Below are 24,494 nucleotides of genomic sequence, written 5' to 3' on the forward strand. Positions count from 1 at the left end.
GATGAGCTCCCCGAATGGGCTGGCAGGGTATCCAAACCTTGCCTGAAGGAATGGAAATAATCGTAAGCGTTTCTTTCGTAGGCAGTGGTAGCGTGCCGGACGCAGCCTGGCGGCAATGGCCTGAACGTGCCGGCCCAGGTCAACGCCGGGCTGGCACGCATTGCCCAGGCGCCGCCGGCCTCGCTGTGCGAAGGTGACGACAAGCCCCTGTAGCAGCGGCGCCGCGCCGCGTCGAAGGCCGCCTAACTATCTATGCCATTGCCTGCCCGGTGAACTGCTTCACTGTTGCCCCGCCTGCCGTACTTCCACGGCAGGCCCGGCAGATGGAGCTACCGGCATGTCCCTTGATCTACTCCCCGACGAACGCACGCCACACCGCGCGCTGATAGACGCCGTGCTTCCGGCCTGGCTGATCCGCGCCCCGGCGGCGTTGCGCCAGCGCTATTTCGACAGCAGCGCCCTGAGTTCCCGCTCGACTGCCGCCGCCCGGCCGCTGATGGACCAGCTCCAGGCCCCGGCGGCGTTTTGCGCACCGTTGCTGCAGGCGGAGCTGGACCGCCAGTACCCAGCGCTGAAGCTCAACGTCACCGAGCATGAGCTGGTGCGCATGACCCGTGACGCGAATGCGCTGTACAGCCGCCTGCGGCCGCAACGGCAGACGCTGCTGGAAGCTGCGATGCAGAACTTCGCCCCCGGCGACGCCCAGGCGGATGGCTTCGAGCGCGGCTCGGTAATTCTCCCGGCAGGCGTTTTCGGCTTCGAGGTGACCGATAAAGGCAGCCTGCGCTACACCTACTCGCAATCCAAGGTGGTCGACCTTGCCCCCCATGCCTTCGCCCAGCTATGCCGCCGCCTGGACTTGGGCGAGCAGTACCAGGGCCACGTCGAGGCGGTGTGTGGCATGGGTCGCTACAAGGCCCCCGGCCAGGACCTGGCGCCGCAGAAGCAGCGCACGCTGCTCAAGTTCCACCTGCGCGACCGCCTGGAAGTGGAGGCGGTCACAGCATTCATGAAAGGTGACCTGTCCGAGACGGCTTATCAGATGCTGTTGCAATTCACCCAGCCGCAATCGGCCAACCAGGTGCCGATGTGGGATGGGCAGAAGGCCTACGTGGAAAAGATCAGGCTGCTGCGCACGCGTTATCACGAGCCGGTGGAGCTGCTGGGCGCCCTGTGCATCAGCCGCCGCTACGTGGGCAAGGTGCCGGGGCCGTGCGTGGTGTATTTGCCCGGCGACCCCGACCAGCCGTTGAAGCAATACCCCAACCGCACGGCGTTCGAGCACGCCCTGCGCGAGAAGCTGCGCGACCGGGGCTACCAGCGCTATTTCGAACGTTTTCTCGACCATCAGCAGGCGTCGGGCTTCTTCGAACGGCTGAACAACACCCTGAAACCGCCGCCGGTGCTGCTGCCAGGCCAGTTCCCACGTCCCGGCACCCCGGATCCCGAGGCTGACATCGGCCTGGTGCTGCCGGGGCAGAAAATCAGCCTGACGCGGTTGCTGTTCAAGATGTACGTCGACCTGGTGCAGCGCAACGCCCTCGCGCAGATGGTGCCCACCGCCCAGCACGATGAGCAGGCGCGCCGGGCACGGGTGGCCTGGTGGCAAAGCGCGGGCCTGAACCTGCTGAACCTGGCCGCCTTCGCCGTGCCCGGGGTGGGTGCGCTGATGGCGGTGGTAGGCGCCGAGCAGTTGGTTCGGGACCTGTGCGTGGGCGTCGATGACTGGCAGCACGGCCAGACCGAAGAGGCCATGGCGCACTTCGCCAGCGTGGCAGAGAGCCTGGCCATGGTGGCGGCGGGGGTGGTGGGCGGCGTGGCCATCGCGCGCTCGCCGTTCATGGAAAGCCTGGTGCCGGTGGCGGATAGCAGCGGCGCAGCCAGCCTGATTCACCCTGACCTTGCGCCCTACGCCAGCGACCTGGCACTGCCGGAAGGCTTGCAGCCCAACGCCCAGGGCCAGTACGAGATCAACGGTGGCCACTACATTACCCTGGATGACCGGCTGTACCAGCAGGCCTGGGACCCGCACAGCGGCCAATGGCTGCTGGAGCACCCCCGGCTGGCCGGGCGTTACCGGCCGGTGCTGCGGCACAATGGCGGCGGTGGTTGGCAGCATGTGCTGGAGGATCCGTTGCAATGGGAAGGGGCAACGCTGGTGCGCCGTTTCGGGCCGCTGACCGACGGTTTCACTGACAAAGAGTTGTTCCGCGTGCGCCGTGCCTGCGGGGTGGCCGACCGCGAGCTGCGCGCGCTGCACGTCAACCGTGCGCCGATGCCAGCGTTGCTGGAAGACAGCTTGACGCGGCTGCGCGGCGAGCGCCAGGTGGACGTGCTGGTGGAGCAACTGGCCGGCCAGCGGCCGCTGGGCGAGGGCAGTGATTATGTGATGCCGCTGCTTGCCCGGCTGCAGCCGTGGCCTCGCAGCCTGGGCTTGAGCATTGCCCTGGAGGACGGGCGCGTGCTGGATTACCGGCTGCCGGGTGAGGGCGGTGGGCGGGTGGTCCTGCGCCGTGAAGACTGGTTGGCCGGTGAGGTGGCCCCGCAGGTACTGCGCCAGTTGACGCCGGGGCAACGCGCCGAGCTATTGCCCCAGGTCCTCGGCGCCACACTCCACGCCCAGGCTGCCGCCCTCGCCGATGCACTGGCGTTGCAGGCCGAGCGTGCCCGTGCGGAGATCGTGGCGGGCATTGTCGCGCGCCAGCAACCACGGTTGCTGCCTGCTGCCGAACCGTTGCGGCGGGATTTTCCCGGCCTGCCGGTGCGCGTTGCCAACGAGATTGCCGTTCAAGCCACTGAAGTGGAGTACCAGCAGCTGGGTACTGCCGGCAAGGTGCCCACCCGCCTGGGTGAACAGGCACGCCTGGAGCTGCGCGAGCTGCGCTTGAATCGCGCCATGGAAGGCCTGGTGGATGGCCGTCGGCCGTCGCCGGACCGCGATGTGCTGGTGTTCGGTTTCCTCGACACCCTGGCTGGCTGGCCAGCCGATATCCGCTTCGAACTGGTGAGTGAAACGTTGTCGCCCCTGGCCGCGGCGGGGCCGGAAGCCGCCAGCCAGGTCATCCGCGTGGTACGGCGCGAAGGCGTGTACCAGGCGTTCGATACGCAGGCGCAGCCGCTGTCGCTGGCCCAGGACCTCTTCGAGGTCATCGCCCAGGCCTTGCCGCCGGAGGTGCGCCAGGCCATGGATATCTCGTCCGCCAAGCGTCTGCGCCTGCAGCTGTTGCGCCAGGCGGCCACCCGTCGTGAGCGCGCCGCCTTGCTGTTGGGCCAGCGCCGGCTGCGGCCATGGTTCCAGGCGCCGACGCGCCAAGGCCAGCACATCGGCTATGTGCTTAGCGGCCGCGGCCAGGCGGGGTGGTGGCAGCGTATGCGCGTGCGGCGGCTGTTTCCCTGGGTCGGCGAGAATAATCAGGAAGAGTTGTTCGCCTGGATCCGCTCACGCCATGCCGATTTCGAGGTGGCCCTCACCGGCCTGGAGCAGGAGTTGCGGGTGCTTGAACGCAGCCTGGACGAATGGGTGCAGGCCAATACCAGCCCGGACCAGGGCGCCGTGCGCATCCACTTTCGCCAGGAGTTGCTGGGGGTCTGGCGTTGGGAAAATCGCCATCTCAGCCTCAGTGGCTGGCGGGGCGTGGGTGAGTTGCCGGTGCTCACTGCCCAGTTCCCGTACGCCCGTAGCCTGGGTATGGCTCGCCTGGCTTTGGAGGAGGACCCTTCGGCCTTCCTGCGCCAGTTTCCCAACGTCACCGATGTGGCCCTCAGCGACAACCGCCTGACGCAAATCCCCGCGGCCTTGGGCAGCCTGCAGCGGCTGCGGGTGGTGCGGCTGGACGGCAATGTGCTGGAAATGCCTGATGATGTGTTCGAAGGCCTGTTCCCTGAAGGGCGCGAGAGTGCCATCGCCCGCCTGGAGCTGGACTTTGCCTTTCGCACCACGGTTGAAGAGGGCGTGCCGCGGCCCCGTGCCTTGAGCGCCACGGCGCTGGCCCCGTTGCGGCGTGCCAGGGAACTGCGCTGGCTCGACCTGTCGAGCAACGCCATTACGCTGGATGACGCGGCATTCGAGGTGCTCGGCGAGCTCGATACCCTTGTCGACCTGCGCCTGCGCCGCACCTGGGTTGACCTCAACGCCACACGGCAGGCAGCGCTGGCCAGGCTGGTAAACCTGCGCTGGCTGGACCTGAGCGACAACTTCCTGATCGTCCCGCCGGACGTTGGCAGCTTCCACCAGCTTCGTACCCTTGGGTTGTGGAACAGCGGCCTGCTGGACATGCCGCCCGGTTTGGACACGTTGCTTGAACGCAACCCCATGGAGCTGCGAGACATTAACCTGGGCGACAACCAGATGGTCGACGTGGGGCCGCTGCCAGTCGATGTGCTGGCAGGCCTGGGCGACAATATCATGGTCAATTTCAACGGCAACCCATGGTCGACCGAAAGCCTGGCTACCCTGCGCGCTGCGCGCATCGGGATTGTCGGCCCCGAGCTGGCCCCTGCGCCACGGCCGGCCCTGAGCCGCGGCTGGCTGGAAGGGGCAGCCGCAGACCTGGTCGCCCGCAGCGAGGCCGACCGCCTGCTGCCCGAAGCGCAGAATTTCTACCGGGTGCTGGACCAGGTGCCCAATACCCATGGCTACACCCTGGACCCGAACGGCGTGCGCCGGCGCATGTGGGCCCTGGTGGACGCGGTGGTGCCTGCCGCCGATGCCCTGCCCGGCGATGGCCTGGGCCTGGAGGATTTGCGCACGCAATTGTTGGCCCAGGCCGACTTGGTGATCGACACCTGCGGCGACGGCATCAGCACCCTGGTGGACGAACTGGAAACCACGTTGCAGGCCTGGCAGGCGGCGTCGTCGGCCATCGAAGGGGGCGAGGCGATGATCGATCCGCTGGCGCACCTGGGCTGGCGGCTGTTCCGCCAGCGCCTGGTGGACGACCTGGCCCGGCTGATCGAGGCGGCGCGCGAGCGGCGGCGCACCTGGTTATGGGGCGTAGGCCCGGAAGCGCCGCTCGAGCCGCTGGACGACATCAGCGATGAGGACCTGCTGGACTACACCCCTGACGAGGTCGAGATGCGCCTCTACCTGCGCCATGCCCTGGTCACCGAACTGCGGTTGCTACCCCAGCCCCCGCGCCTGTACGCCGCCCACGCCACCGAGGCCATGATTGCACGCGTGGCAACTGCGGTGCGGATGCAGGACACCCCGGCCGCCTTCGGCGACTGGTTGGTGCAGCAACCGTTCTGGAACCGCTACTGGCGGCAGGTGCGGCCCGCGCCGTTCACGGCAGTGCAGCAGCGCTGGGACAACGTGTTGACGGCCTTTCTCGATGCGACCAGCGAGGCGGCCAACTTGCAGGACCCAGCCTTCGATGCTGCTACCATCGTCGACAGTTTCGACCTGTCGGGCGCCGACCTGGAGGAAGCCGTGGCGGTGCTGGGCGAATTTACCTCACCGTTGCTGCAGGCGCCCATCCCCTGGCGCAACGCCGAGGGGGTGCCGCAGCATTTGCGCATCACCCTGAGCGACGGCGTGGAACTGCAGATCTATGACTGGTTCAGGGAGCAACAGCGGTTGCAGGATGAAGCCGAGCTGCTGCGCGTGACCCAGGAATGGCTTGAGGGCAACCGAGTCGATGGTTGAAGCGGGCCTCACACCCCTTCGAAAAACTGCTGCACCTGCTTGCGGTCCAGCAACTCCAGGGTGGCTGGCCGCCAGCGCGGTTGCTTGTCCTTGTCTACCAGCAGCGCCCGCACCCCCTCCAGCAGGTCGCCATGGGCGAACCACTGGCGGTCCAGGTGCATTTCCATGGCGAAGCAGGCTTCCAGGCTCAGGTGGCGGCCCCGGCGCAGCATTTCCAGGGTGACCGACATGGCCAGTGGCGAGCGCTGCTTCATCAGCTGCGCGGTGGCGTCAGCCCACTGATGGCTGTCGGCGACGGTAACCTGATGCAGCTGCTCGATCATGCTGGCGATGTCGGGCAGCGCGAAAAAGTGGTCGATGGCCGGGCGCAGGCGGTCCAGCGGCGCGTTGGGCAAGGTCTGCACGCCCAGCTTGGCCAAGGCGCTTTGCAGGTCTTTCAGCGGGTAGTCGGACCAGCTGATCTTATCCAGGCGCTCATCCAGGGTGGCCAGCTTGCCGCTGTCCACGTACCAGTCGGCCAGGCCGCAGTACAAGGCGTCGGCGGCCTGGATCTGCGCGCCGGTGACCCCCAGGTAGATACCCAGCTCGCCAGGAATGCGCGGCAGGAAGTAGCTGCCGCCCACGTCGGGGAAATAACCGATGGCCACCTCGGGCATGCCGATGCGGCTGCGCTCGGTGACGATGCGCAGGTCAGCGCCCTGGGCCAGGCCCATGCCGCCACCCAAGGTATAGCCGTCCATCAGTGCCAGCACCGGCTTGCGGTAGTTATGCAGGCACTGGTCGAGGGCGTACTCCTCGGTGAAGAAGGTTTCGTGGCGCTGGGTGCCGTCCAGGTAGGTGTCGTACAGCCAGCGCACATCGCCGCCGGCGCAGAAGCCACGGCCGGTGCCGCGCAGCATGACTGCGTGGATATGCGGGTCGCTGGCGTAGGCGTCGAGGTAGCCCTGCACGGTGCGCACCATGTCCAGGTTCAGCGCGTTCAGCTCGGTGGGGCGGTTGAGGGTGATGTGGCCGATGCGGTTGCGCACCTCGCCGATCACTTGGTCATCCAGCGCACCGAGGCTCAAATTGAGGGTGCCAAACGCCGCTGCGGTCATCGCGTACTCCCTGTTTTGGTAAATATTCCAATGGCTTGCCGACCCTGACGGCATTCGGGAAGCGGCGTCCAGCAAGCATAGACCGGATTTTGGCGGCTCGCGCCCCCGTAGCAACTGCCGAAGGCAGCGTCCGGCCCCGCCAACGGTGTACCTGAAAGCACGCGGCGCCGGGGACGCGGCCTGGGGCCGCTGCTACAGGCACGATATGTGGCGGCTTATTTGAGAAGGGTGGCGAAGCGGTCGATGGCCAGGGTGTAGCCCTGGGTGCCGAAGCCGGCGATCACGCCCAGGGCTACCAGCGAGACATAGGAGTGGTGGCGGAAGGCTTCGCGCTTGTGCACGTTGGAGATGTGCACTTCCAGCACCGGCACTTCGCTGGCGATCAGTGCGTCGTGGATGGCCACCGAGGTGTGGGTCCAGGCGCCGGGGTTGATGACGATACCGGCCACGCGACCGCGGGCCTGGTGAATCCAGTCGATCAACACGCCTTCGTGGTTGGTCTGTTTGCACTCCACGGTAAAACCGTGCTCCTCGCCGCGGCGGGTGGCCATGGCTTCGACGTCGGCCAGGGTCTCGTGGCCGTACACGGTCGGCTCGCGCAGGCCGAGCATGTTCAGGTTGGGGCCGTTGAGTACCAGGATGATCTTGGACATTATGGGTTCCTTGTAATGGGCAGGCGAAAAGCAAAAGCGTGGCGCAGCGCGCGAACGACGCTCAGGATAACGGGAAAAGCAGGGCAATACGAACCGTCGGGGGGATGACAGATTTTTCATCTGCGGTGGCAAAAGATGTTATATCATAACCAACATTGCCCGCTGACACTGCCCAGACCCATGCCATTGCCCTTCTTCTATTGCCCGCTTCGTTCCGGGGGCCGCCCTTGATCACCTGCCAACACCTGCAATGGGGCCCGGCCGCGCGCCCGCTGACCCCGCCCCTGGACCTGCACCTGCCGGCCGGCAGCCTGACCGCGGTCATCGGCGGCAACGGCTGCGGCAAGAGCAGCCTGCTCAAGTGCATCGCCGGGCTGCAGCGGCCGCTGGCGGGCAGCCTCAAGGTTGACGCGCGCACCGGCGGCATCGGCTACTTGGTGCAGCAGCAGGCCATCGACCGGCAGTTCCCCATCAGCCTGGGCGAGCTGGTCAGCGCCGGCTTCTGGGGCAGCCGCCTGAGCCGTGCCGAGCGCCGCGTGCGCCTGGGCCGGGCCATGGACGACTGGCGCCTGGGTGGCCTGGAAAACCGCCACCTGCAGGCGCTGTCGGGCGGCGAACTGCAGCGCGCGCTGCTGGCGCGCCTGAGCCTCACCGAGGCGCCGTTGCTGCTGCTGGACGAACCCGACGCCAGCCTGGACGAGGCCAGCCAGACCCTGCTGTGGCAGCAGATGCTGCAATGGCACCACCAGGGCCGCACCCTGGTGCTGGTGTGCCACGACCTGGCGGCGGTGCGCGAGCGCATCGACCAATGCCTGCTGATCTCGCCCCAGGGCTGCCGGCTGGACCAGAGTGAACAGCTGATCGCCGGCGCCAGCCTGCGCAAGGTGGCCTGATGCTGGCGCACCTGTGGCAACCCTTCGTTGAATTCGCCTTCATGCGCCGTGCCTTGTTCGGCGGCCTGCTGCTGGCCGCCAGCGCCGCGCCGCTGGGGGTGTTCCTGGTGCTGCGGCGCATGAGCCTGATCGGCGACGCCATCGCCCACGGCATCCTGCCCGGCGCGGCCACCGGCTTCTGGATCGCTGGCCTGTCGCTGCCGGCCCTGACCCTGGGCGGGCTCACCGCCGGCCTGGCCGTGGCGGGGCTGGCGGCGTGGATCAGCCGCAACACCGGCCTGCGCGAAGACGCCAGCCTGGCGGCTATCTACCCCATTTCCCTGGCCTCCGGGGTGCTGATCCTGGGCCTGGCGGGCAAGCGCCTGGACCTGCTGGGCCTGCTGTTCGGCTCGGCGCTGGCGGTGGACAAGACCACCCTCGACGCCATGGTCTGGGTGGCCATCGGCAGCCTGGCGGTGCTGGCGCTGATCTACAAGGCGCTGGTGCTCGATAGCCTCGACCCGCTGTTCCTGCGCAGCGTCAGCCGCTTCGGCCCGCTGGCCCATGGCCTGTTCCTGGGGCTGGTGGTGCTCAACCTGGTGGTCGGCTTCCAGGCCATCGGCGCGTTGATGATGGTCGGCCTGATGATGCTGCCGGCCACCGCCGCGCGCTTCTGGAGCCGGCGCCTGCCGGTGCTGCTGCTGTGCGCGGCGCTGATCGGCTCGGTGTCGGTGTGGCTCGGCCTGCTGGTCTCCTATTACCTGTCGCTGCCCAGTGGCCCGGCGATTGTCGTGGTGGCCGGTGCCGGCTACCTGTTGTCCGTGCTGTTTGGCCCGGTGCATGGCGTGTTGCGCCGTGACGGGTCGCCCATCCCCCAGTGAGTCGAACCATGCGCGCGTTGATCCTGCTGTTGTCCGTGTTGTTGCCCGTTTTCGCCCAGGCCGCCGACAAGGTGAAGGTGGTGACCAGCTTCAGCATTCTTGCCGACATGACTCGGCAGATTGGTGGCGACTACATCCAGCTGGACAACGTCGTGGGCGCCGACCAGGACGCCCACGTCTACGAGACTTCCCCCGACGACGCCAAGCACGTGCAGCAGGCTGACCTGATCATCGAGAACGGCCTGTCGTTCGAACCCTGGCTAGACCGCCTGGTGACCAGTAGCGAGACCCGCGCCAAGGTGATCAAGGCCAGCCAGGGTGTGCTGCCGCGCACCCTCGATGAAGAAGGCCAGACCGTGCCCGACCCGCACGCCTGGAACAGCCTGGCCAACGCCGAGATCTATGCCGGCAACATCCTGCGTGGCCTGGTCCAGGTGGACCCGGCCCACGCCAGCCAGTACCAGCATAACCACGACCTTTACGTGGCACAGATCCAGGCGCTGCTGGCCGTGGCCAAGCAGACCTTCGACAGCCTGCCCGAGGGCAACCGCCGCATCGTCACCTCCCACGACGCCTTCGGCTACCTGGGCCAGGCCTACGGCATCCAGTTCCTGGCGCCCCAGGGCCTGAACACCGAGCGCGAGCCGTCGGCTGGCGAGGTGGCGGCGCTGATCCGCCAGATCCGCGCCGACCATATCAAGGCGGTGTTCATCGAGAACATCGAGGACGCGCGCCTGCTCAAGCAGATCGCCGAGGAAAGCGGTGCGCGCATCGGCGGCACCCTGTACTCCGACGCCCTCACCGCCAGCGGCCCGGCCAGCACCTACCTGGGCTTCTACCGCGCCAACATCGAGACCCTGGGCAAGGCCCTGAAGGATTAAGCCGACAGGCCGCGCCACGGTATTGCGACGGGACGCCCAGCCCCCGTAGCAGCGGCCGCCAGGCCGCGTCCCCGCCGCGCCACCGTATCGGCGGCGAAGACGGCCGCGGCTCACACCAGCTTTTCGTGAATCTGTTTGGTCAACGTCTCCACCCGCTCGGCCAACTGGCGGGTGGTCTCGGTCAGTTGGGTGTTCTGGTCCATCAGCTGCAACAGCAGCGCGGTATTCTTTTCCGCCCGCTCCTGGCGCTCGACGTTGGCCTTGGCCAGGTCCTCGCGGTGCAACGCGTCCGCCTCCGATTGCGCCTTGTCCCGCGCTGCCTGGCGGGTCTGTGCCAGCAAAATCAACGGCGCGGCATAGGCCGACTGCAGGCTGAAGGCCAGGTTCAGCAGAATGAACGGGTAGACGTCGAAGGTCGTCAGCCCGGTGACGTTGGCCAGCACCCACAGCGCCACCACCAAGGTCTGCGCGCCCAGGAAGGTCGGCGTGCCGAAGAAGCGCGCAAACGCCTCGGCCTTGAGGGCAAAGGTGTCATTGCCGAACGTAGTGTTCAGGTGATCGTGTTCGCGGTGAAAGCGCAGGTGGTCTTTAAGGGACGAGGACATGGCAGCTCCGGCAAGGCTAATGGGCACAGCCCTCATCTAAGCACAGCGCCGGCACGGCCATCATGAAGCCATGGGGATGCATTACGCCTGCCGCCGCGGGGGCCAATCATGCACTTTGCATGACGCTTTTCCCGACGGGATTAGTAAGTGCTTGAATTAAAAGACAACAAGTTTCCGCCGCCGCTGGCATGAGGCCTGCACCACTCCCTGTGCATGTCTCACTGACTGTTTGCCGGGAGCACCACAATAATGATCACGAACGCTGAACTTGCTAGCACTGCCGCCGAGGGGTCCAACCACTCGGGCGTTTCATGGGCAGCGATATTCGCCGGGGCCGCCGCGGCCGCCGCGTTGTCGCTGATACTCGTGCTGCTGGGCTTCGGCCTTGGTTTCTCGGCGGTGTCGCCGTGGGCCGGGGAGGGCGCCAGCGCCAAGACCCTGGGGGTGTCGGCCATTGTCTGGCTGGCCCTGACCCAGATCATCGCCTCGGGCATGGGCGGCTATATCGCCGGCCGCCTGCGGGTGAAGTGGGCCACGGTGCACGGTGACGAGGTGTACTTCCGCGACACCGCCCACGGCTTTCTGGCCTGGGCCGTGGCCACCCTGGTGACCGCCACCCTGGTGGTGGGTTCGGTCAGCGGCGTGGTCGGTGGCGGCGTGAAAGCCGGCGCCACCATGGCCTCCGGCGCCGTGAATGCCGCCAGCGCCTCTGCCGGCGCCCAGGCCTCGGGCAACAGCGACCCGTTCGGCTACTTCGTCGACACCCTGTTCCGTGACGACCGCCCGGCCGCCGTCAGCGATGACGCCGCCCACGCCCAGGTCACCCGCGTATTCGCCCGCACCGTCAACAACGGCGGGCAACTGAGCGCCGAGGACCGTGCCTACCTGGCACAGCTGGTGGCCCAACGCACCAACCTGACCCCCGAGCAGGCCCAGCAGCGCGTGGACCAGGTCTACGGCCAGGCCCGCCAGGCCGTGGAAGACGCCAAGGTCGCCGCGCAGAAAGCCGCTGATGCCGCCGCCAAGGTCGCCGCCTACACCTCGCTGTGGATGTTCGTCGCCCTGCTGTGCGGTGCCTTCTTCGCCAGCCTGGCGGCTACCTACGGCGGTCGCCGCCGTGACGCCGTGGTGATCATCCCTGCCACCGCGTACACCACCACCGCCCCGATCCGCTAACAGGAGAACCACCATGCGCTCACTACTGCTGTTTTTCCTCGGCGTGCCGATCCCGGTCATCATCCTGATCGCGCTGTTCATGCACTGAGTCGAATGCCGTAACCCGCGACCGCCTCCTGTTTCAGGGGGCGGTTTTTTTTCGTGCGGCGCGGCACGTCCGTACCATTTTTTATTGACGGGGCGTTGAGCTTTGTACAGGTCTTGTATAGGATCTGGTGAGTATTGGCACATTGCTATCAACTCCCCGACACGACGCTGCAGTGGCCCCCGGGCCAGCGATCGACATGTACGTCTGTCTGCTCAAGGTCGAGCATCAACCTCACCTTGCGTATACGAGATGCGACCATGTTCTTCAGCTCCCGCCTGCGGCAGGCCAATGCCGACCTGGAACAACGCCTGGCCCAGCAGACCAGCCTGCTGGCCGCCATCGAACGCAGCATGGCGGTGGTCGAGTTCGACCTCGACGGCGTGGTGCTGCGCGCCAACGACAACTTTCTCCGCACCCTGGGCTACCGCGCCGAGCAGGTCATCGGCCAGCACCACCGCCTGTTCTGCAGCCCCGACTACGCCCGCAGCGCCGGGTACAGCCAGTTGTGGGCGCGGCTGAGGGCCGGTGAATTCATTGCCGACACCTTCCAGCGCGTGGACGCCAGCGGCGCGCCGATCTGGCTGGAAGCCACCTACAACGCCGTGCGCGACGCCCAGGGGCGGGTGGTGAAAGTGGTGAAATACGCCACCGACGTGACGGGCCGCGTGCAGCGCGACAACGACGCCCAGGGGCGCCTGCACGCCATCGACCGGGCCATGGCGGTTATCGAGTTCGAGCCCGACGGCCGGGTGATCAGCGCCAATGACAACTTTCTCGCCGTGACCGGCTACAGCCTGGGGGAAATCCGTGGCAAGCACCATGGCCTGTTCTGCCCGCCCGCGGTGCTCAAGGGCAAGGACTACCAGAGCTTCTGGCAGCGCCTGAACAAGGGCGAGTTCTTCAGCGGCCAATTCGAGCGCGTGGGCAAGCGCGGCCAGGTGTTGTGGCTGGAGGCCAACTACAACCCGGTATTCGACGCCAGCGGGCGGCTGGTGAAGGTGGTCAAGTTCGCCTCCGACATCACCGCGCGCATCCTCAAGCAGGCCGAAGACGGCCAGAGCGCCGCCCGTGCCTATCACATTTCCCGTGACACCCGCCGGGCGGCGGAGCAGGGCACCGAGGTGATCCACCAGGCCGCCGGGCAGATGCGCGAGATCGCCACTAACATCGACCATTCCTCGCAGATGCTCGGCCACCTGGGCCAGCGTTCCGAGCAGATCACCACCATCGTCAACACCATTCGCGGTATCGCCGACCAGACCAACCTGCTGGCCCTGAACGCTGCCATCGAGGCCGCGCGCGCCGGCGACATGGGCCGTGGCTTTGCCGTGGTGGCGGACGAAGTGCGGCAGTTGGCTGGGCGTACCAGCGGCTCCACCGCGGAGATCTCGGCGATGATCGAGCGCATCCAGCAGGAAACCCGCTCGGCCATCGCCAGCATGGACGCCACCCGCGAGCAGGCCGGTCGCAGCGTGGCCCTGGCCGACCAGGCAGGCGAGGTGATCGTGCAGATCTGCGAGGGGGCGGGCAGGGCGGTGGAGGCGGTGAGCGTGTTCGCCGGCGAACAGCCCTGATCACGACACCGCCAGCACCGGCTGCGAGTACTGCGCAAACCGTACGTTGTCGCTCTGGTCCACCAGCTTTTTCAAGCGCTCGTTGAATGCCCGGTTCACCCCATACTGCCCCCCGGATATGGTGCGGAACTGGGCCGTCAGGGAGATGCCGTTGAGGTCCATCTTGTCGACCCCGAACACCTGCAGCGGGCCCTGCAGGTTGTGCTTGAGCACGATGTCCTCGCTGATGGAGCGCCCGGCCTCGCGGATCAGCTCCAGCGCGGTGTCGATGTCGCTGTCGTAGCTGACCTGCACCGAGAAGAACGCGTAGGCGAACTGCCGCGACTGGTTGGTGACCGCTTTGATCTGCCCGAACGGCACCGAGTGCACGAAGCCCTTGCCGTCGCGCAGGCGCAGGGTGCGGATGGTCAGGCTTTCCACGGTGCCGGCGTGGCCGGAGTCGAGCACCACCCAGTCGCCGATGGCGATGGTGTCCTCGATCAGGATGAACAACCCGGTGATCACGTCCTGTACCAGTTGCTGGGAGCCGAAGCCGATGGCCAGGCCCACCACCCCGGCGCCCGCCAGCAGCGGCGCGACGTTGATGCCCAGGTTGGCCATGGTGGTGATGGCGCAGATCACCACCAGCACGATCTTGGTGGCGTTGCGCAGCATGGGCAGGATGGTCTTGACCCGGGTGCTGGGCTCGCGGCCGGCGCGCTTGCCCACTGCCGGGGTCAGCGCCTCCTGGATCGCGGTGTCGATCACCACCCACAGCAGCCAGGTCACCAGCAGGATCAGGCCGATGCTGCTCAACGAGTCGCTGATGGCCCGGCCCAGGGAGTTCTGCGCGGCAAAGGTGAGGATCGACACCCCCCAGATGCGCCCCAGCAGTTCGATGAAGGCGATGGCCATGGCGATGCGCGACAGCGCGTGAGCCAGGCTGCGCAACAGTTCCAGGTAGGGCCGGCGGCTTTGCCGCGGAGCGTTTTCGCCAGGCTTGAACAGGTGCTGCAGCAAGGTGCTGAGGAACACCGTGCCCACCAGCAGCAGGGTAGTCAGCAGGGCGCTTTGCAGCGCCTGCTGGCTCTCGGCCCCGGCGCCGATCAGGTGCACCATGGACACCAGGATCATCAACAGGATGGGCAGGTACCACACCCCGGAGAAGATGCGCAGCGATTCCTGCACGGCGCGGTGCTCCAGGCGTTGCTTGAGCGAGCGGTCGCGGATCAGGTGCGCCACCGGGCGGCGCATGCGAATCACCAGCACGGCGAAGGCCAGGGTGGCCAGCAGGCCGCACAGCACTGCCAGGCTGGCGGTGATGTTGCCGCCCAGCTGGCGGGCGATCTGCGGGCTGTTGAGGGCATCGCCCAGGGCCGCCAGGAAGCCGATCACGAACAGCCGCCGCGGCGCGCGCTGGCGCAGGATGCGCACGGCGGTCCGGCGGTGGCCGCTGTCGAACAGCACGATCAGGCAGAGGATGATGGAACTCGACACCAGGCCGCTGCTGGTGGCGTAGGCCAGGCACAGGGCCAGGGCGCGAGCCACGGAGCCGTCGAGGTTGTGGCTGATGGTCAGGGTCAGGGGCAGGCTGATCAGCGCCGGCACGGTGAACGGCAGCAGGTAGTCCAGCAGGCCCTGCACCCGCGGGCGCTGGTGGATGAAGCGCTGGCGCGCCGCGCGCCGGGCGATCCAGCGGCCCAGCAGGCTGAGTACGGCGAAGATACCCACCCAGCACAGGGTCAGCAGGGCGAAGTCGCCGGCCAGGCTCAGAGCCGAGCGCGCCGAATGCTGGTTGACCAGGTCGCCGACTTCATCGGCGGCGCGGTCGGCGCGCAGGCGCCAGCTGTCGGCCAGGTGGCCGTCCAGGTCGAGGCTGTCCTGCACCTCGTCGATCCCCGACGACAGGGTGCTGAGCAGGCCGCCCTGCACCAGCACCTCGGGTTTCGCCGGCGCTGGGGCTGCTGGGGTGGCCGCGGTAGCGAGGTTGACACTGAGCAGCAGGCCCAGCACCCAGGGCAGAAATGTTTTGGCCTTCATGGATAGCACCCGATTTCTCCTTGCTTGCCGACAGGGGTCTTAGGAACTGATCGACAAAAGCCCTGCAAGTTCGCAAGACATTTGTGTAACCGCGGGACGCGGTCTTCGGCCGCTGCTACGGGGAAAATGCGCAAATTGCCCGTAGCAGCTGCCGCCAGGCTGCGTCGGGGGGGGGTAACGCCTTGGGCGGGGGTTGCAATTTTTTTGGGGCGCCACCAAGGTAGTTCGCACATTTCCGTTCAGCGAGATAAGGCTGTCTCCCCATGTCTTCCACTTCTTCGGCAATCCAGGCGGAGCCTGGCAAGCAGGAATTCTTTTCCACCCGCGTGGCCTTTTTCATCGCCGGTTTCGCCATGTCGTCGTGGGCGCCGCTGGTGCCCCTGGCCAAGCTGCGCGCCGGCCTCGACGACGGCATGCTCGGCCTGTTGCTGCTGTGCCTGGGCGCCGGCTCGATCCTGACCATGCCGGTGGCCGGCTACCTCACCGCCCGGGTCGGCTGCCGCCGAGTGATCCTGGTGGGCAGCGCGGTGATGTGCCTGGTGATGCCGCTGCTGGCCACCGTGGCCAACCCGTGGCTGCTGATGGCGGCGATCTTCTGCTTCGGCGCCGGCATCGGCGCCCTGGACTGCGCCATGAACATCCAGGCGGTGCTGGTGGAACGCGCCAGCGGCCGGGCGATGATGTCGGGTTTCCACGGCCTGTTCAGCGTTGGCGGCATTGCCGGGGCGGCGGGCATGACCGGCCTGCTCAGCCTGGGCCTTGAGGCGCTGCCCGCGGTGCTGTGCGTGGTGGCCTTGACCGTGCTGGCGCTGTGGGCCGCTGCCCCGCACCTGCTGACCAGCGGCAACGGCGAGCCCGGCCCGCTGCTGGCGCGTCCCCGGGGTATCGTGCTGTTCCTGGGCGTGCTGTGCTTTATCGTGTTCCAGGCCGAAGGCGCGGTGCTGGACTGGAGCGCGGTGTTCCTGGTGGGCGACCATGGCATGGACCCACGCTACGCCGGCCTCGGCTACGCGGCGTTCGCCACCACCATGACCATCGGCCGCCTGACCGGCGATGTGATCGTCACCCGCCTGGGCGGCGCGCGCGTGGTGATCGTCGGCGGCGCACTGGCGGCGGCCGGCCTGGCGTTGTCGATCCTGGCGCCGAACTGGGCGTTGGCCCTGGTCGGCTACGCGCTGGTGGGCGCCGGCTGCTCGAACATCGTGCCGGTGCTGTTCACCGCCGTCGGCCGGCAGAAGACCATGCCCCAAAGCGTCGCCATTCCGGCCATGACCTCGTTGGGCTACGCCGGCATCCTCATCGGCCCGGCGGCCATCGGCTTCATCGCCCACGCCAGCAGCCTGGCGGTGGCGCTGGGGGTGATGGTGCTGTTGCTGACGTTCGTCGCCGCCAGTGGCCGGGCCTTGCGCACGGTGTGAACGGCGCGGGTTGCCCGGTGGTCTAGAGTAGCAACGCTTAACCACCGGGGAGTCCCGCCATGTTGCTCGAAGGTTCCTGCCACTGCGGCGCCGTCACGTTCAGCCTCCAAAGCCAGCACCCCTATCCGTACCAGCGCTGCTACTGCTCCATCTGCCGCAAGACCCAGGGCGGTGGCGGCTACGCCATCAACCTGGGCGGCGACGCCGCGTCCTTGCAGGTCAAGGGGCGCAAGCACATCAGCATCTACCATGCGCGCCTGAACCAGACCGACGTCAGCAGCGCCGAGCGGCACTTCTGCAGCCGGTGCGGCAGCGGGCTGTGGCTGTTCAGCCCGGAGTGGCCGGAGCTGATCCACCCCTTTGCCAGTGCCATCGACACACCGCTGCCGGTGCCACCGGAGCACACCCATCTGCTGCTCGATTCCAAGGCGCCGTGGGTGGAGGTGCAGGTGAAGAAGGGCGACCAGCAATTCCAGGGTTACCCGCAGGAGTCGATCGCCCAGTGGCATGAGCGGTTGGGGTTGGTTGCCGACGAGTGATGGCTATTTGGTTCCTGTCAGTTCTGTCAGTTGTGGCTTTCAGGCCAGTGCCGCTTAATGGAACTTCTGTCCATTGACCTCTGGAATGTAGCGACCATGACTGATTATCGCAGTGGTGAAGAAGACCCGCTTTTTTACGGGGGCACTAACGGTGTGCTCCCCCATCTCACCTACGGCGCAACGTTCGATAACAATGCGAGTTTTAAATCAATCTACCTGACTGGTCAGTGGAGTAATCCCAACTATTTCTACATCGCACAGCATTACGACTACGGTTTGCCGACAGGTAAGGAGTATTTCGGTCTCCCCCATGGAGCGGTCACTGCATGTGGCCTGGATTTATTCCTGCAGGCGGATGGCATAGTTGCGCTGGGGGCGTTTACCCTGCCGGATCGTGAAGGATATTTCCCGTTCCTGGGCAAAGTGACTCGTGAACTCGGCCTCGTGACGTCATTTGGCGATTCAGCCACCCCAGGGTATGCCATGCTCGGCCCCGCTTCTGGCGTCCGCAGCGTTGAGGCCTTGGACCGGTTGGTGGTTCGGGTAACGCCGGACAGGATCTACATCCTTGCCGCCGGCGGAGCTTCTCAACCCAATCAGGTGATCTGCCTCGATCTGCAGGGGCGGCTCGATCCTGCATTCAATGGGACTGGCATGTTGGATATCATTGGCCAGCCACCTAAGGATCTGCACTTGCAATCGCTGGAAATTCCAGAGCCCTACAACCGTATCATCCTGGCAGGCCATGAAGCCGCAGTAGCCGGTGCACCACCAGCGGGCGTCTTTGTAGGCGTCACGCCTGACGGCACGCTGGACGAGGGCTTTGGACCAGGGGGCTTTGTTTACCCGGCTACTCCTGTGACAGGTGTCGAGGTATTTGGGACCTTCCTCAAACATGCCTTGACCTGGGCCGTGGTCGCCGTCGGTAAAGGGCTGGCTGATAGCAAGGATTCCGGATTGCTGATGAGCGTCAATCAGGATGGCAGTCAGGATATCGATTTCAACGGCGGGCAGCCGTTGCTGTTGGGGGATGAGCTGGGCGAGCTCACCTGGCTGCGTGGCGCACAGGATCCGCGAAATGGCGTCATTGTCGGGGGATACCGGCTCAACCCGGTGAATCCGAATGCGAGCCTGCCCGCATTTGGCCGCATTGGTGTGAATGGTAAATTCGATGCAACGTTTGGCGAGGGGGGCGTAGTGACGATCAGGAATCAGCGTTATTACCCCGGCACCAACAGGGTGTTGGCCATGTTTGTGCAGACTGACAACCGCGTTGTGGTGGTAGGTCTTGTCTCCCAGTCGGGCGACAGGTCCTTCATGCTCGGGTATTTCCTGAAAGACACCGTCATCTTGCAGCCGCCTGCCGCCACTGGCGGGGACTCACCCCTGACCAGCGCTTGAAGGCGCGGGAGAAGGCACTGGTTTCCGAGTAGCCAAGCAGCGGCGCCAACTCGGAAATGGACAGGTTCTGCTGGCGCAGGTACTGCCGGGCCAGGTCCTGACGGGTCTGGTCCACCAGTTGGCTGAAGCTCAAACCGCAGTCGCGCAGCCGGCGTTGCAGGCCCGAATCAGTGAGTTCCAGCTGTTCGGCAATCAGTTCCAGCACCGGTTCGCCCTGGTGCAACACCGCGCGAATGGCCTGGCGGGCCTGCTCCAGCAAATCCGGGCCGGCGTCGGCGTCGCCCAGTTGGCGGATGGCATCCATCACCAGCATCAGCAGCACCGGGTCATGGCCGGGCATGGGCTTGCCCTGCAGGTCCTGCTTGGGAATCAGGATGGCGTTGCACGGTTGGTCAAAGCGTACCGGCGCGTCGAACACCGCGCGGTGCTCCTGCCAGTCCATGGGCCGTGCGTGCTCGAACTGCACCTCGCGCGGCGCCCAGTGCTGCCCCAGCACGTGGCGCACCAGGTTCATGGCCATGCCCATGGTCAGCTCGGCGTCCTGGCGCTTTTCGAGGATGGCGCCGTGGCGCACCTGATAGTCGAAACGGTAACACTCGCCCTGGTCCACCAGCTGGATCAGGGTGCTGTGCTGGTGGAAGGGGAAGGCCTGGGCGAAGTTGACCAGCGCCTCTTCCAGGGTGGCCGAACACAGGCCCACGTAGCCCAGCAGCCCCAGGGCCTGGGGCTTGAACTGCTCGCCGTAGCGCAGGCCGAAATTATCGCAGCCGGTCTGCCGTGCGGCTTCTTCCAGCACCTGGCAATAGTTGGGCAGCGCCAGGCTCAGCGTGGGGTGGCGTAGCTGTTCAGCGTCGATGCCGGCATGGCCGAACACCCGGTCCAGGTCGCCGCCGTGGTGGGTGATGAACTGGTCCAGGCCGTTGGCCGCCGCCGACAACACCCCACGGTTGTTCGCCCGGGAGCCTGGGTGCGCGGCGGGGGAAAACAGCGAAGGGGTCATGGCGGTTACCTTGTCAGCGGGGGCATCATGAAAAAACTTCAAGCAAGAGTTGTTCCGGGTTCATGTTTCCGGCGGTGTAGAGGCCTGAACGGCCGATAAGCTGCAATCACCGGCCCCTGACTGGGAATTCCGGTAACCCTGTGGGAGCGGGCTCTGCCCGCGAAGGTTGCACTGCAGGCTTTCTGACGGACCGTGGTGTGTTCTTCGCGGGCAGAGCCCGCTCCCACGGTACGCCGAGGGCCGTTGTGGTGCGTCGGCCGCAGGCCATGCCCCGCCATTGCGCACCCTTCGCCAAACTTGACCGCAGGGCACAAAAGCCGGTTTTACCGGTCAAGTCTTGTAAGCAAATGCTTCGATATGCTGGGCCCCAGGCATCCTCTCGAAGGTACGACACAATGAGCAGCACGCAACTCAAACCGACATTGGGCACCCTCCATCTGTGGGGCATCGCCGTGGGCCTGGTGATTTCCGGCGAGTACTTCGGCTGGAGCTACGGCTGGGGCACCGCCGGCACCCTGGGCTTCCTGGTGACCACGCTGATGGTGGCGGTGATGTACACCTGCTTCATCTTCAGCTTCACCGAACTGACCACCGCCATCCCCAACGCCGGCGGCCCGTTCGCCTACAGCCTGCGCGCCTTTGGCGTGGGCGGCGGGATGATCGCCGGCCTGGCCACCCTGATCGAGTTCGTGTTCGCGCCACCGGCCATCGCCATGGCCATCGGCGCCTACCTGAACGTGCAGTTCCCGGGGCTGGACCCCAAGTGGGCCGCCGCCGGCGCCTACCTGGTGTTCATGGGCCTGAACATTATCGGCGTCAACATCGCCGCCACCTTCGAACTGGTGGTCACGGTGCTGGCGGTGCTGGAACTGCTGGTGTTCATGGGCGTGGTAGCGCCGGGCTTCAGCTTCAGCAACTTCGTGCTGGGCGGCTGGGCCGGCAGTGACACCTTCAGCCTGGGCGCGCTGTCCGGCGTGTTCGCGGCCATTCCGTTCGCCATCTGGTTCTTCCTCGCCATCGAAGGCGCGGCCATGGCCGCCGAAGAAGCCAAGGACCCGAAGAAGACCATCCCGCGTGCCTACATCACCGGCATCCTCACCCTGGTGGTGCTGGCCATCGGCACCATGGTCTTTGCCGGCGGCGTGGGCGACTGGAAGGCCCTGTCCAACCTCAACGACCCGTTGCCACAGGCCATGAAGACCGTGGTGGGCAACAACTCCAACTGGATGCACATGCTGGTGTGGATCGGCCTGTTCGGCCTGGTAGCCAGCTTCCACGGCATCATCATGGGCTATTCGCGGCAGTTCTTCGCCCTGGCCCGTGCCGGCTTCCTGCCGGCTGGCCTGGCCAAGCTGTCGCGCTTCCAGACCCCGCACCGCGCCATCCTCGCCGGCGGCGTGATCGGCATCGCCGCGATCTTCAGCGACGGCCTGGTGAACCTGCAGGGCATGAGCCTGACCGCGGCGATGATCACCATGTCGGTGTTCGGCGCTATCGTGATGTACATCATCAGCCTGCTGAGCCTGTTCCGCCTGCGCAAGATCGAACCGAACCTGGAACGCAGCTTCCGCGCCCCGGGCTATCCTGTGGTGCCGGGCATCGCCCTGGTGCTGGCCGTGGTCTGCCTGATCGCCATGGTCTGGTTCAACGGCCAGATCGCCTGTGTGTTCGCCGGCCTGATGATTGCAGGTGCGGTATTCTGCAAGGTCGTGCTGGGCCGCGGCGGCGCCCGTGTCGCCCTGGCCGGCAACGCTTGAGAAAGGAGTCCTGAAATGAGTGGTTTCGTGCATACCGTGGGTGGCCTGGCCTGGCGTTTCGACAGCCTCAAGGAGCTGATGGCCAAGGCCAGCCCGGCCCGGTCTGGTGACTACCTGGCCGAAGTCGCCGCCGGCAGCGATGCCGAGCGCGCGGCGGCGCAGATGGCCCTGGCGGACGTGCCGCTCAAGCACTTCCTCAACGAAGCGCTGATCCCTTACGAAAGCGATGAAGTGACCCGGCTGATCCTCGACAGCCACGACGCTGCAGCCTTCGCCCCGGTCAGCCACCTGACCGTGGGCGGCTTTCGCGACTGGCTGCTGGGCGATGCGGCTGACGAGGCCACGCTGCGTGCCCTGGCCCCGGGGCTGACCCCGGAGATGGCGGCGGCGGTGTCGAAGATCATGCGCGTGCAGGACCTGGTGCTGGTGGCGCAGAAGATCCGCGTGGTCACAAAATTCCGCAACACCGTGGGCCTGCGCGGGCGGCTGTCCACGCGGCTACAGCCTAATCACCCCACGGACGACCCCGCCGGCATCGCTGCCAGCGTGCTCGATGGCCTGTTGTACGGCAACGGCGACGCCATGATCGGCATCAACCCGGCCACCGACAGCCTCAGCGCCATCAGCGACCTGCTGCGCATGCTCGACGGCGTCATCCAGCGCTACGAGATTCCCACCCAGTCCTGCGTGCTCACCCACGTCACCTCGTCCATCGCCGCCATCGAACGCGGCGTGCCGCTGGACCTGGTGTTCCAGTCCATCGCCGGCACCGAGGCGGCCAACGCCAGCTTCGGCATCAGCCTGGAACTGCTGCGCGAAGGCTACGAGGCCGGCCTGAGCCTGAAGCGTGGTACCGTCGGCCAGAACCTCATGTATTTCGAGACCGGGCAGGGCAGCGCGCTGTCGGCCAACGCCCACCACGGCGTCGACCAGCAGACCTGCGAGACCCGCGCCTATGCCGTGGCCCGGCATTTCAAGCCGTTCCTGGTCAACACCGTGGTCGGCTTCATCGGCCCCGAGTACCTGTACAACGGCAAGCAGATCATTCGCGCCGGCCTGGAAGACCACTTCTGCGGCAAGCTGCTGGGCGTGCCCATGGGCTGTGACATCTGCTACACCAACCACGCCGAAGCCGACCAGGATGACATGGACATGCTGCTGACCCTGCTGGGCGTGGCCGGCATCAACTTCATCATGGGCATCCCCGGCTCCGACGACATCATGCTCAACTACCAGACCACCTCGTTCCACGACGCCCTGTATGCGCGCAAGACCCTGGGCCTGCGCCCGGCGCCAGAGTACGAGGAATGGTTGGCGCGCATGCAGATCATGACCCAGGGCGACGGCACGCTGCAGCTGGGCAAGAGCCTGCCGCCGGCGTTCCGCCAGGCGCTGGCACAGTTGAAGTGAGGGCAAGCCATGAGCGATGACCGCAAGCAACCGGCCCAGGCCGACCCCTGGCAGCAACTGCGCAGCCTGACCTCGGCACGCATCGCCCTGGGCCGCGCCGGCACCAGCCTGCCCACCGCTGCGCAGCTGGATTTCCAGTACGCCCACGCCCAGGCCCGGGACGCGGTGCACACGCCGTTCGACCGCGAGCTGCTGGCCGCCAGCCTGAATGGCCAGGCGCTACTGCTGCACAGCGCCGCCAGCGACCGCCACGTCTACCTGCAACGCCCGGACCTGGGGCGGCGGCTGGACAGTGCCTCGGCCAGGCTGCTGGACGAACACCGCCAGCTCAACCCCGACGGCTATGACCTGGCCGTGGTGATCGCCGACGGCCTGTCGTCACTGGCGGTACGCCGGCATAGCGTGCTGATGCTGCAGTTCATCGACGAAATGGCCGCTGCCGAAGGCTGGCGCCAGGCGCCGGTGAGCCTGGTGGAGCAGGGGCGGGTGGCGGTGGCCGACGAGATTGGCGAACGCCTGGGCGCGCGCATGGTGGTGATCCTGATCGGCGAACGGCCGGGCCTGAGTTCGCCCGACAGCCTGGGGCTGTACTTCACCTACGCGCCGCGGGTCGGGCTTAACGACGCGGCGCGCAACTGCATCTCCAACGTGCGGCTGGAGGGCATGAGCTACGCCATGGCAGCGCACAAGCTGTTGTACCTGATGCGCGAGGCGTGGCGGCGGCAGCTGTCGGGGGTGAACCTCAAGGATGAGGCGGTGGTGCCGGTGGTGGAGGGCGGAACCGGCCCAGGCAACTTCCTGCTCGGCCCCCATCACGCCTCGTAGCCGCTGCCGCCAGGCTGCGCTGGCCCTACGCCTCGCTGGAAATCTCCTGGGTTCACACCGGCCAGCGCAGCCTGCGGCAGCGGCTACAGCACGTGCGGTGTTGCGCTACCGACCGTAGCGCCGCACCACGCTGGTGTTGGCCAGGATATGCCCCTTGATCCGCGCCAGCAGGTCATCACGGGTCAAGCCGGCCGGCAGCGCATCCGCCGCCAGGTCCAGCGCATAGAGCTGAATCACGTAGTGGTGCGGGTTTTCCCCCACCGGCGGGCACGGCCCGCTGTAGGTGGCCAGGCCCTTGCTGTTGCTGCCGCCCACACCTTCGATCTTGCCCTTGAGGCTGGCGTCGGCGCCCACCTCATGGGTGCTGGCCTTGATGCCATAGTGCACCCAGTGGTCCACCCCCAGGCCTTTCTGGCCGTCAGGGTCGTGAATGGTCACGGCGAAGCTTTGCGTGCCCTGGGGCACGTTGCTCCAGCTCAGCGCCGGCGATACGTTCTCACCGCCGCAGTCCCCGGTGTTGCCGGCATTGGCCTGGCGCAGCAGGGCGTTGTCGTCGCCATCCGGGGTTCTGAGCGTGAACGGCGCGGCCTGGGCCAGCAGGGGCAGGCACAGGCAGGCGGCAAGGGCAATCGAGTGTGGCAACATGGAACCTCT

18 protein-coding genes are annotated in these 24,494 nt (G+C 66.5%); 12 read left to right on the plus strand and 6 right to left on the minus strand.

The window, feature by feature from the left end:
• Positions 1–337: 337 nt before the first annotated feature.
• The gene (locus tag AC0J42_RS10950) at positions 338–5,644 is read left to right on the plus strand and encodes a dermonecrotic toxin domain-containing protein (RefSeq protein WP_473006145.1); all 5,307 of its coding nucleotides are present in this window, start codon (positions 338–340) and stop codon (positions 5,642–5,644) included.
• An 8-nt stretch (positions 5,645–5,652) separates the two neighbouring features.
• Here the strand turns inward: AC0J42_RS10950 and AC0J42_RS10955 are convergent, their stop codons facing one another.
• Together AC0J42_RS10955 and aroQ are read right to left on the minus strand one after the other, a co-directional pair.
• A complete protein-coding gene (locus AC0J42_RS10955) occupies positions 5,653–6,741 on the minus strand; it encodes an enoyl-CoA hydratase/isomerase family protein (RefSeq protein WP_473006146.1) in 1,089 nt (362 codons plus the stop codon).
• Positions 6,742–6,956: 215 nt separating this feature from the next.
• Positions 6,957–7,394, minus strand: a complete 438-nt coding sequence (gene aroQ, locus AC0J42_RS10960) for a type II 3-dehydroquinate dehydratase (protein WP_416423585.1) — start codon at positions 7,392–7,394, stop codon at positions 6,957–6,959.
• Positions 7,395–7,621: 227 nt separating this feature from the next.
• On the opposite strand from aroQ, the gene AC0J42_RS10965 reads away from it, so the two are divergent.
• Genes AC0J42_RS10965 through AC0J42_RS10975 form a run of 3 tightly spaced genes read left to right on the plus strand, consistent with a single transcriptional unit; the run spans position 7,622 to position 10,028 of the window.
• On the plus strand, positions 7,622–8,287 hold the full coding sequence (locus tag AC0J42_RS10965) for a metal ABC transporter ATP-binding protein (RefSeq protein WP_416423586.1): 666 nt from the start codon (positions 7,622–7,624) through the stop codon (positions 8,285–8,287).
• Positions 8,287–9,147, plus strand: coding sequence for a metal ABC transporter permease (locus AC0J42_RS10970; protein ID WP_455925730.1), 861 nt, complete (start codon positions 8,287–8,289; stop codon positions 9,145–9,147). Before AC0J42_RS10965 ends, AC0J42_RS10970 begins: the two co-directional genes overlap by 1 nt.
• A gap of 8 nt (positions 9,148–9,155) precedes the next feature.
• Positions 9,156–10,028: a metal ABC transporter substrate-binding protein gene (locus tag AC0J42_RS10975; protein WP_416423588.1), complete on the plus strand. Its 873-nt coding sequence runs from the start codon at positions 9,156–9,158 to the stop codon at positions 10,026–10,028.
• A gap of 110 nt (positions 10,029–10,138) precedes the next feature.
• Here AC0J42_RS10975 and AC0J42_RS10980 read toward each other — a convergent pair whose 3' ends face one another.
• Positions 10,139–10,633, minus strand: coding sequence for a DUF1003 domain-containing protein (locus tag AC0J42_RS10980; RefSeq protein ID WP_416423590.1), 495 nt, complete (start codon positions 10,631–10,633; stop codon positions 10,139–10,141).
• A 249-nt stretch (positions 10,634–10,882) separates the two neighbouring features.
• Between AC0J42_RS10980 and AC0J42_RS10985 the strand changes: the two genes are divergently transcribed.
• Complete coding sequence (locus AC0J42_RS10985) at positions 10,883–11,809, plus strand: hypothetical protein (protein WP_473006147.1); 927 nt, start codon at positions 10,883–10,885, stop codon at positions 11,807–11,809.
• Positions 11,810–12,154: 345 nt separating this feature from the next.
• Positions 12,155–13,471, plus strand: coding sequence for a methyl-accepting chemotaxis protein (locus AC0J42_RS10990; protein ID WP_473006148.1), 1,317 nt, complete (start codon positions 12,155–12,157; stop codon positions 13,469–13,471).
• On the opposite strand, the gene AC0J42_RS10995 is transcribed toward AC0J42_RS10990, so the two are convergent.
• Positions 13,472–15,490, minus strand: a complete 2,019-nt coding sequence (locus AC0J42_RS10995; protein ID WP_473006150.1) for a mechanosensitive ion channel family protein — start codon at positions 15,488–15,490, stop codon at positions 13,472–13,474.
• 263 nt (positions 15,491–15,753) lie between these two features.
• On the opposite strand from AC0J42_RS10995, the gene AC0J42_RS11000 reads away from it, so the two are divergent.
• The 3 genes from AC0J42_RS11000 to AC0J42_RS11010 are packed head-to-tail and all read left to right on the plus strand — an operon-like array spanning position 15,754 to position 18,848.
• Positions 15,754–16,908, plus strand: coding sequence for an MFS transporter (locus AC0J42_RS11000; protein ID WP_473006151.1), 1,155 nt, complete (start codon positions 15,754–15,756; stop codon positions 16,906–16,908).
• 59 nt (positions 16,909–16,967) lie between these two features.
• Entirely contained in the window at positions 16,968–17,447 is a 480-nt protein-coding gene (locus AC0J42_RS11005; protein WP_473006153.1) for a GFA family protein, read from the plus strand.
• Positions 17,448–17,504: 57 nt separating this feature from the next.
• On the plus strand, positions 17,505–18,848 hold the full coding sequence (locus tag AC0J42_RS11010) for a hypothetical protein (RefSeq protein ID WP_473006155.1): 1,344 nt from the start codon (positions 17,505–17,507) through the stop codon (positions 18,846–18,848).
• On the opposite strand, the gene qhpR is transcribed toward AC0J42_RS11010, so the two are convergent.
• Entirely contained in the window at positions 18,793–19,848 is a 1,056-nt protein-coding gene (gene qhpR / locus AC0J42_RS11015) for an AraC-like transcriptional regulator QhpR (protein WP_473006156.1), read from the minus strand. The two genes, AC0J42_RS11010 and qhpR, sit on opposite strands and share 56 nt — an antisense overlap.
• A gap of 395 nt (positions 19,849–20,243) precedes the next feature.
• Here qhpR and eat point away from each other — a divergent pair, with 395 nt between their 5' ends.
• The 3 genes from eat to eutC are packed head-to-tail and all read left to right on the plus strand — an operon-like array spanning position 20,244 to position 23,840.
• The gene (gene eat, locus AC0J42_RS11020) at positions 20,244–21,605 is read left to right on the plus strand and encodes an ethanolamine permease (RefSeq protein WP_473006157.1); all 1,362 of its coding nucleotides are present in this window, start codon (positions 20,244–20,246) and stop codon (positions 21,603–21,605) included.
• 15 nt (positions 21,606–21,620) lie between these two features.
• Entirely contained in the window at positions 21,621–23,015 is a 1,395-nt protein-coding gene (locus AC0J42_RS11025; RefSeq protein ID WP_473006158.1) for an ethanolamine ammonia-lyase subunit EutB, read from the plus strand.
• A 9-nt stretch (positions 23,016–23,024) separates the two neighbouring features.
• Entirely contained in the window at positions 23,025–23,840 is an 816-nt protein-coding gene (gene eutC / locus AC0J42_RS11030) for an ethanolamine ammonia-lyase subunit EutC (RefSeq protein WP_473006160.1), read from the plus strand.
• Between the two features lie 105 nt (positions 23,841–23,945).
• On the opposite strand, the gene AC0J42_RS11035 is transcribed toward eutC, so the two are convergent.
• The gene (locus AC0J42_RS11035; RefSeq protein WP_473006162.1) at positions 23,946–24,485 is read right to left on the minus strand and encodes a YbhB/YbcL family Raf kinase inhibitor-like protein; all 540 of its coding nucleotides are present in this window, start codon (positions 24,483–24,485) and stop codon (positions 23,946–23,948) included.
• Positions 24,486–24,494: the final 9 nt, after the last annotated feature.

The organism is Pseudomonas sp. Tav-5-1A (assembly GCF_055755055.1).

What these genes read in the sequence shown, in the direction of transcription:
- AC0J42_RS10970 (WP_455925730.1), top strand. Translation starts at nt 8,287, where the DNA reads ATGCTGGCGCACCTGTGGCAACCCTTCGTTGAATTCGCCTTCATGCGC.
- AC0J42_RS10995 (WP_473006150.1), bottom strand. Translation starts at nt 15,490, where the DNA reads ATGAAGGCCAAAACATTTCTGCCCTGGGTGCTGGGCCTGCTGCTCAGT.
- qhpR (WP_473006156.1), bottom strand. Translation starts at nt 19,848, where the DNA reads ATGACCCCTTCGCTGTTTTCCCCCGCCGCGCACCCAGGCTCCCGGGCG.
- AC0J42_RS10980 (WP_416423590.1), bottom strand. Translation starts at nt 10,633, where the DNA reads ATGTCCTCGTCCCTTAAAGACCACCTGCGCTTTCACCGCGAACACGAT.
- AC0J42_RS11035 (WP_473006162.1), bottom strand. Translation starts at nt 24,485, where the DNA reads ATGTTGCCACACTCGATTGCCCTTGCCGCCTGCCTGTGCCTGCCCCTG.
- AC0J42_RS10955 (WP_473006146.1), bottom strand. Translation starts at nt 6,741, where the DNA reads ATGACCGCAGCGGCGTTTGGCACCCTCAATTTGAGCCTCGGTGCGCTG.
- AC0J42_RS10975 (WP_416423588.1), top strand. Translation starts at nt 9,156, where the DNA reads ATGCGCGCGTTGATCCTGCTGTTGTCCGTGTTGTTGCCCGTTTTCGCC.
- AC0J42_RS11025 (WP_473006158.1), top strand. Translation starts at nt 21,621, where the DNA reads ATGAGTGGTTTCGTGCATACCGTGGGTGGCCTGGCCTGGCGTTTCGAC.
- AC0J42_RS10950 (WP_473006145.1), top strand. Translation starts at nt 338, where the DNA reads ATGTCCCTTGATCTACTCCCCGACGAACGCACGCCACACCGCGCGCTG.
- AC0J42_RS11000 (WP_473006151.1), top strand. Translation starts at nt 15,754, where the DNA reads ATGTCTTCCACTTCTTCGGCAATCCAGGCGGAGCCTGGCAAGCAGGAA.
- AC0J42_RS10985 (WP_473006147.1), top strand. Translation starts at nt 10,883, where the DNA reads ATGATCACGAACGCTGAACTTGCTAGCACTGCCGCCGAGGGGTCCAAC.
- aroQ (WP_416423585.1), bottom strand. Translation starts at nt 7,394, where the DNA reads ATGTCCAAGATCATCCTGGTACTCAACGGCCCCAACCTGAACATGCTC.
- eutC (WP_473006160.1), top strand. Translation starts at nt 23,025, where the DNA reads ATGAGCGATGACCGCAAGCAACCGGCCCAGGCCGACCCCTGGCAGCAA.
- eat (WP_473006157.1), top strand. Translation starts at nt 20,244, where the DNA reads ATGAGCAGCACGCAACTCAAACCGACATTGGGCACCCTCCATCTGTGG.
- AC0J42_RS11005 (WP_473006153.1), top strand. Translation starts at nt 16,968, where the DNA reads ATGTTGCTCGAAGGTTCCTGCCACTGCGGCGCCGTCACGTTCAGCCTC.
- AC0J42_RS10990 (WP_473006148.1), top strand. Translation starts at nt 12,155, where the DNA reads ATGTTCTTCAGCTCCCGCCTGCGGCAGGCCAATGCCGACCTGGAACAA.
- AC0J42_RS11010 (WP_473006155.1), top strand. Translation starts at nt 17,505, where the DNA reads ATGGAACTTCTGTCCATTGACCTCTGGAATGTAGCGACCATGACTGAT.